The sequence below is a fragment of the Flaviramulus sp. genome (genome assembly GCF_982512915.1).
In genome coordinates this window covers 1-6,956 of record NZ_CEWOCJ010000037.1, presented here as the reverse complement: position 1 = coordinate 6,956, position 6,956 = coordinate 1, and the positions used below count along the sequence as shown (strand labels likewise).

The following is a 6,956-nucleotide window of genomic DNA, read 5'->3' as shown; positions in this document are numbered from 1 at the left end:
AAACTTTTTTGATGTTAAAATAATTTATTATTTTAAATTCTAACTTATAGTTTTAAACGATTAATCAAATACCTAACTCCTTCTTGAATTTTATTTATATAAATTTTAAAAAATTATAGAGTAAAAAAAACCACCAAAAGTTTTTTCTTTTGATGGTTTTTAAAATGAATTAACTTAAGTTATACTATTCCATTTTTATCAAAATAAATTCTGTACGCCTGTTTAGTTGGTGTTGTGCTTCTGTACAATTTATGGTACCATCACAGTTATTTGATAATTTTTGTTCGCCATAGCCTATATATTCGGTTATTTTATCAGGATTTACACCTTTGTCAATTAAATATTTATAAGTTGCAATTGCTCTTTCTTCAGATAGCTTCTTGTTGTAATCTGCTTGTCCTCTAGAATCGGTATGCGACTCTATTTTTATGGTCATGCTAGGGTATTTATTTACCATTAAGTCAACAATTCTGTCTAACTCAGAAGTACCATCATCTCTAATTACTGATTTGTTAAAATCAAAGTAAATAGGGTAGAACTCTGCTATTTGAATGGCTTCTATTGGCTTATTTATCAAAACAAAATCTGTTTTGATACTTGTAATGTTTATTTCAAGATTTTTAGATGTAATAGGTGTTGTTACATTTTCAAAATCATCTTTTGTAATTTTTACTAAATAATCAGTATTTCTATCAATACTAATGTCGTAATAACCGTTTTCATCAGTTTCTACAAATGCAATTTCCATATCATTAGCATTTAATAACTTTACTATGGTATTTGGTATTGGCTCTTTAGTTTTAGCGTTAGTTACAGTACCTTCAATTTTTAAATTTGGAATTCTATCAAACGCATAGATATCATCACTACCAAAACCACCATCTCTATTAGATGCAAAATAACCTGATAATCCATCTGAGTTCATAAAGAATGAAAAATCATCTTTACTAGAATTTACCGGTACACCAAGATTTATAATGCTTACTATATTATTTTGTTTATCCGAAACCGTTCCAAAAATATCTAGCAAACCTAAACCAGGATGTCCATCGGAAGCAAAAAATAAAGAACCTTCACTATTAATAAAAGGGAATCTTTCATTTTTGTCCGTATTTACAATATTTCCTAAATTTTTTGGTGTTCCGTAAGTGTTATCCTTATTAATATCTACATAATAAATATCAGATCCTCCAATACTTCCGGTTCTGTCTGAAGCAAAATATAATTTAGTATTATCTTCATTTAAAGCAGGATGACCATTTGAAAAGTCGTTTCCATTAAAAGGAAGTTCTTCAATATCAGTCCACTCATTATTAATAAATGAAGCTTTGTAAATTTTAAGGTTGGTGCTTCCTAATTTATCTTTCCCTAACGTGTTTTTAATATAATCGTTTCTAGAGAAATACATGGTTTTACCATCTTTTGTAATCGTGATTGGACCATCGTGATAAACCGAGTTAACTTTTCCTTTAAGTTTAGATTTCTGATTAACAATGCTATCTTTTGCGTTTTTATTGGTTACATAAACATCTAAAAAAGGTTCTTCATTCCAACCATAAATATGTTTTGTTGAAACTCCTTCATCTCTTGAAGATGCAAAATAAATATCACCAGCATACTCAAAAGCTCCAAAATCGCTGTATTTTGAATTGAATTTAACTTCAGTTAAAAAATATTGTTTTTTTGCATTGAAAATGGCATTTAAAAAATCGGAGTCTTTTAAGAATTTCTCTTCTTTTATTTTGCCACCAGCATCTTTAAATCGTTTCATCCAAACCCTTGATTGCTCATAATTTTTTACACCTCTTAACGCTTGCGCATAGTTGTAATAATATTGAATAGGAACATTTGGTTGCTGTACAGCTAATTTATAATAAACAACCGCAGCGTCTGGATTTCTCATGTAAGCGTAACTGTCAGCGAGTTGCCTTGTAGCATAATCTGTATTGTAGTTTTTATTAATCAATTCATGATAAACTTCAGCAGCATCAACAAAAGAGAATTTATTAAATAGGTTATCTGCTTTTTTTTGAGCACCATTTTGAGCATGAGTTATTGTACCTATTATCAAAATAACACTTATTAATATGTAGTTTTTTAATTTCATGGGGTCATTTTTAATTAAAAAATCTCGGATTACTCCATTTTTTCCACAATAAATTGTGTGCGTCGGTTTAATTGATGCTGTGCCTCTTTACAACTAACGCCATCAGAACACTCATTAATCAATCTACGTTCTCCGTAACCTTTATATTCTGTAATATTTACTGGATTTACTCCTTTTGATATTAAATAATTATAAGTTGATTTTGCTCTGTTTGTAGATAAAATATCGTTATACTCAAACGTGCCACGAGAATCTGTGTGTGCTTCAATTCGGATTACCATTTCAGGGTAATCAACCGTCATTAATTTCACTATCTTATCTAATTCCAATGCATATTCTTTAAGGATATTATATTTTTCAAAATCAAAATAAATAGGCTTAAGTTGTGCATTATTAACAGATGTAGTATCACTTCCAATTAAGGTTGAATCGTAACCCAAATTATTGGTGTTTAATTCGGCTAGTTTTACAACATCTGGTACAGGATTTAATAATAAATTCGCAGCTATAGTTATCAATTCTGTTTGTATGTTTTTTGATGTAAACGTTCTGTAATCATCAATATACTTATTTTGACTAGCTACTATTTTATAGTCTTGATTTCTATCTATGTTTATTTGATAGTAACCATTTTTATCAGTTTCCATGAATGCTACCTGATTATTATCTTTATCAAATAAAGTTATTTTAGCATCAGGGATTGGTTTTGTATTTATAGCATCTGTAACGACACCTTCTACACTTAAAATTGGTACCCTGTGGAACGCATAAATATCATCACTACCACGACCACCACGTCTGTTTGAAGCAAAATATCCAGTAATACCATCTGTATTCATACTAAATGAAAAATCATCTTCATTTGAGTTAACAGGGGTTCCTAAATTAATAACATCTGCTATAGTATCATCATCTTCATTTTTTATGGTAGCGAAAATATCGAGTAAACCTAGACCAGTATGTCCATCTGAAGAAAAGAATAAAACACCTTCATTATTAATAAAAGGAAAACCTTCAGCACTTTCTGTATTAACAACATCTCCAATATTTTGAATATTCATCAATGTACCATCTGGATAAATATCAATAGACCAAATGTCTGATCCACCTTTAGTGCCAGGTCTATCAGAAGCAAAATATAATTTGGTATCATCGCTATTTAAAGCAGGATGTTGTGTTGAAAAATCATCACCATTTATTGGTAGATCTTCAATATTTGTCCATTCACCATCTACAAGTTTAGCACGATAAATTTTCATATTAGTTAATCCACTTTTATCTTTAGTTTCAACTTCTTCATTAAAGTTGTTTCTTGAAAAATACATGGTTTTTCCATCTTTTGTAATTGTAATTGGTCCGTCGTGGTAAATAGAATTTACGTCCCCCTTTACTTTATCGGTATGATCAACATTCTTTTTAGATCCAACATCAGTTACATAAATATCTAAAAAGGGTTGCTCGTTCCAACCATATAAGCGTTTTATACCAACACCTTCATCCCTAGAAGAAGTAAAATATACTTTTCCATTATGCTCAAAAGCTCCAAAATCACTAAACTTAGAATTAAATCGGACTCTATCTAAAAAGTATTGTTGTTTAGCACCAAAAACACTTGTAATAAAATTGATGTCTTTTGAAAAATCGTTAGCATTAACTACTCCTCCAGAATCTTTATAGCGTTGCAGCCAAATTTGAGACTCATCATATTTTTTCATCCCCCGAAGTGACTGTGCATACTTATAATAATATTCTAAAGGAACATTTTTTTGATTGACTACACTTTTGTAATATCTAGAAGCATTTCTTGGGTCTCTTAAAAATGCATAACAATCAGCAAGTTTTCTGGTTGCGTAATCTTTATTATAATTGTTAGCGATAAGATCTTTATAAACTTCGGCTGCTTTTACAAATGAAAATTTGTTAAATAATGTATCAGCTCTTTTTTGTTTTCCTTGTTGAGAAAACATAGAAATACTTATAGTTAATAGGATACAAACTAATATGTAATTTTTATTTTTCATATAAATTTTATTAGAAATATCTAGGTGACTTTAATTTTGAACTTAAGAATTTAAATTCGTAAATTAGTAATATTTCGTGTGTACCCGTGGTGTAGTCTGCAATGTCAGAAATTGGTTTTTCGTAAGCGTAGCCAATACGTAATTGTCTAGACACTTGAAAATCTACTATACCACCTATAGCAGCTGTTTGCTCATTTATTCTATAAGATCCACCTAACCAGAATTTTTCATTAAATAAAAAGTTAGCAGTAAGATCATATGAAATAGGAGCCCCATTGGTTGCTTTAATTAAAGCCGCTGGTTTAAATTTTATAGTTTTAGTTAAATCAATTACACCACCAGCAGTTAAGTAGTAACTTATTCTCTCTAAAGCTTCAAAATCATTTCTATTATTAATATCATTGTTTAATATTCTAGGAGCAGATAAACCTGCGTAAAGTCTTTCAGTACTCCAGTAAATACCAGCACCAATATTAGGAGACCATCTGTCTTCTATTCCAAAAACCAACGGGTCGTTAATATTAGCTTGATCTAATCTAAAATCAGTATCAAAACTAAATTGAGTAAAACCACCTTTTAAACCAAAGGCAAGTTTACCATTAGTTCCTGTTGGTATCGCATATGAAAAATCTGCATATAAATATGAGAAGTTTTGCGGGCCTAAATCGTCTTCAATAAAAGATAATCCTAAACCTATTCTGTCATTCCTAAGAGGTGTATGAATAGAAAGTGTTTGTGTAATGGGACCACCTTGAAAACCAACCCATTGGCTTCTATGCAATCCAACAATACTTAGTGCTTCTCTACTACCAGCATATGCTGGATTGATAGAGATTGTATTATACATATACTGTGTAAATTGCGGTAATTGTTGCGCAACTCCAACCGTACAGCTAAACAATGCAATAGCGATTATATGATTTTTTATAAATTTCATAGGTTAAGGATTTATTTGGTTCCTAAGTAAACAGGACCTGTTAAAGGGCTCAATCCACTATTTCTTAATTTAATAATATAATAATATGTTCCATTTGGCAATTTGCCAGCAGTTCCTATTGAAGATCTTGGTGATGAACCATCCCAATCTCCAAAAGCACCGGAAGTTTCAATACTACCTAATGTATAGTTGTTAGACTCATAAACTAGTGCTCCCCAACGGTTGAATATTTTTACTTCTGCTACAAATCCACATAAATCGATTCCAGCTATATCAAAAGTTTCATTATATCCATCACCATTTGGTGTGATAGCTTTAGAAATAACTATATCATTTTCACCACATGGTAAAACCACACAATCAGCATGAATATTCATTATAATTTCTGTAATACTAATACATCCATTATCAGTAGTTGTATATCTAAATCGATAATCAATTCCACCATCGTCTGGTAAGAAGTCTTCATTTAATTCAAGTTTAGTTGGGTCGAAAATACTTCCCTCGAGTGTAGCATCAGTGTTTCCTTCTAATACTTCCCAAGAACCATCAATATTAAGTGTACCAGATATTAAATCGTTAAGATTTATCACACCTTCATCAAAACATCTATCAGGAGCCACTAATTCCGAGTAAATTTCATCAAGTCTTACATTTAATGTTTGAGTAAAAATGGCTTCATTATTACATTCATCTCTAACAGTCCAGGTTCTAATGATTTGATAATCTATAAATACATTTTCTTCAAATGAATTAGTTTCATTGAAAACTACACTTAGATTTGTTGAACAATTATCTAAAAATTGTAATTCTGGAGCATCTGGTATATCAGTACAACTAACATTTAGCACATCATCAAATGTAGTTGTTGTTTCTGGAGCTGATGTGTCCTGAACAGTGATTATTTGAATATGTGAAGTTGTTAATCCACATTCGTCTGTTGCAATCCAAGTCCTAGTTAAAATATAATTATTAGGACAGTCACCATCAGTTTTTATTTCAGTAGCAGTTACTGTTGCATTTCCACAATTATCAGTAGCTGTTAATGATGAAACTTCAGGAATTGAATCACATTCTGCTGTTGTGTCTCTTGGTAAATCTTCAACAAACTCAGGAGGAGTTGTGTCTTGTACAACGATTCTTTGTGTATGGGTTGTAGTTAAACCACACTCATCTGTAGCAGTCCAAGTACGAGTTAAAATATATGAATTTGGACAATTACCATCTGTTCTAGTATCACTAACATTTACAATTGCAGGACCACAACTATCAATAGCTGTTAATATTTCAGCCGTTGGAATAGTATCACATTCTACAACTATATTAGCTAGAGGGAGTGTTTCAACAAAAGTTGGAGGAATGGTATCCTGTACAGTAATAGTTTGAACATGAGTATTTGTTAATCCACATTCATCTATAGCTGTGTAAGTTCTTGTAATAATATAGTTATAATCACAACTACCATCTGTTCTAATATCTTCAACAGTTACTAAAGCTAAACCGCAATTATCACTTGCAGTTATTATTTCTGATGCAGGAATAGCATTACATTCTACTACGATATCAATTGGCAAAGATGTTTGATCAAAAGTCGGAGCTGTTGTATCTGATGTTGATATTATTTGATCAGCACTTGTAAAATTCCCGCAAGCATCTGTTGCAGTCCAAGTTCTTGTTATTGTATAAGTTCCAGAACATGCTCCATCTGTTCTTACATCACTAAAAGTAATTATAGGATTGGAATCGCAATTATCTATAGCAGTAGCCATTCCAAATGTTGTAGGTGATAAATCATCACTACATTCCGCACTAACATTCGCAGGTAATTCAAGTATTGGCGCTGTGGTATCTACAACGGTAATAGTTTGAGTAAAGTTAGCACTGGTGTTAC

At 31.1% G+C, this 6,956-nt stretch carries 4 protein-coding genes; all 4 read right to left on the bottom strand.

The genetic code is table 11. From position 1 onward, the window contains the following. Window positions 1-184: 184 nt before the first annotated feature. Window positions 185-2,107 carry an OmpA family protein gene (locus AC1XJX_RS13280; RefSeq protein ID WP_482004473.1) on the bottom strand — a complete coding sequence of 641 codons (1,923 nt, stop codon included), beginning with the start codon at window positions 2,105-2,107 and terminating at the stop codon, window positions 185-187. A 29-nt stretch (window positions 2,108-2,136) separates the two neighbouring features. Continuing rightward, a complete protein-coding gene (locus AC1XJX_RS13275; RefSeq protein WP_482004472.1) occupies window positions 2,137-4,128 on the bottom strand; it encodes an OmpA family protein in 1,992 nt (663 codons plus the stop codon). A 10-nt stretch (window positions 4,129-4,138) separates the two neighbouring features. Continuing rightward, a complete protein-coding gene (locus AC1XJX_RS13270; RefSeq protein ID WP_482004471.1) occupies window positions 4,139-5,065 on the bottom strand; it encodes a PorP/SprF family type IX secretion system membrane protein in 927 nt (308 codons plus the stop codon). Between the two features lie 11 nt (window positions 5,066-5,076). Further along, a partial coding sequence (locus tag AC1XJX_RS13265; protein ID WP_482004470.1) for a T9SS type B sorting domain-containing protein occupies window positions 5,077-6,956 on the bottom strand: 1,880 nt, incomplete at its 5' end.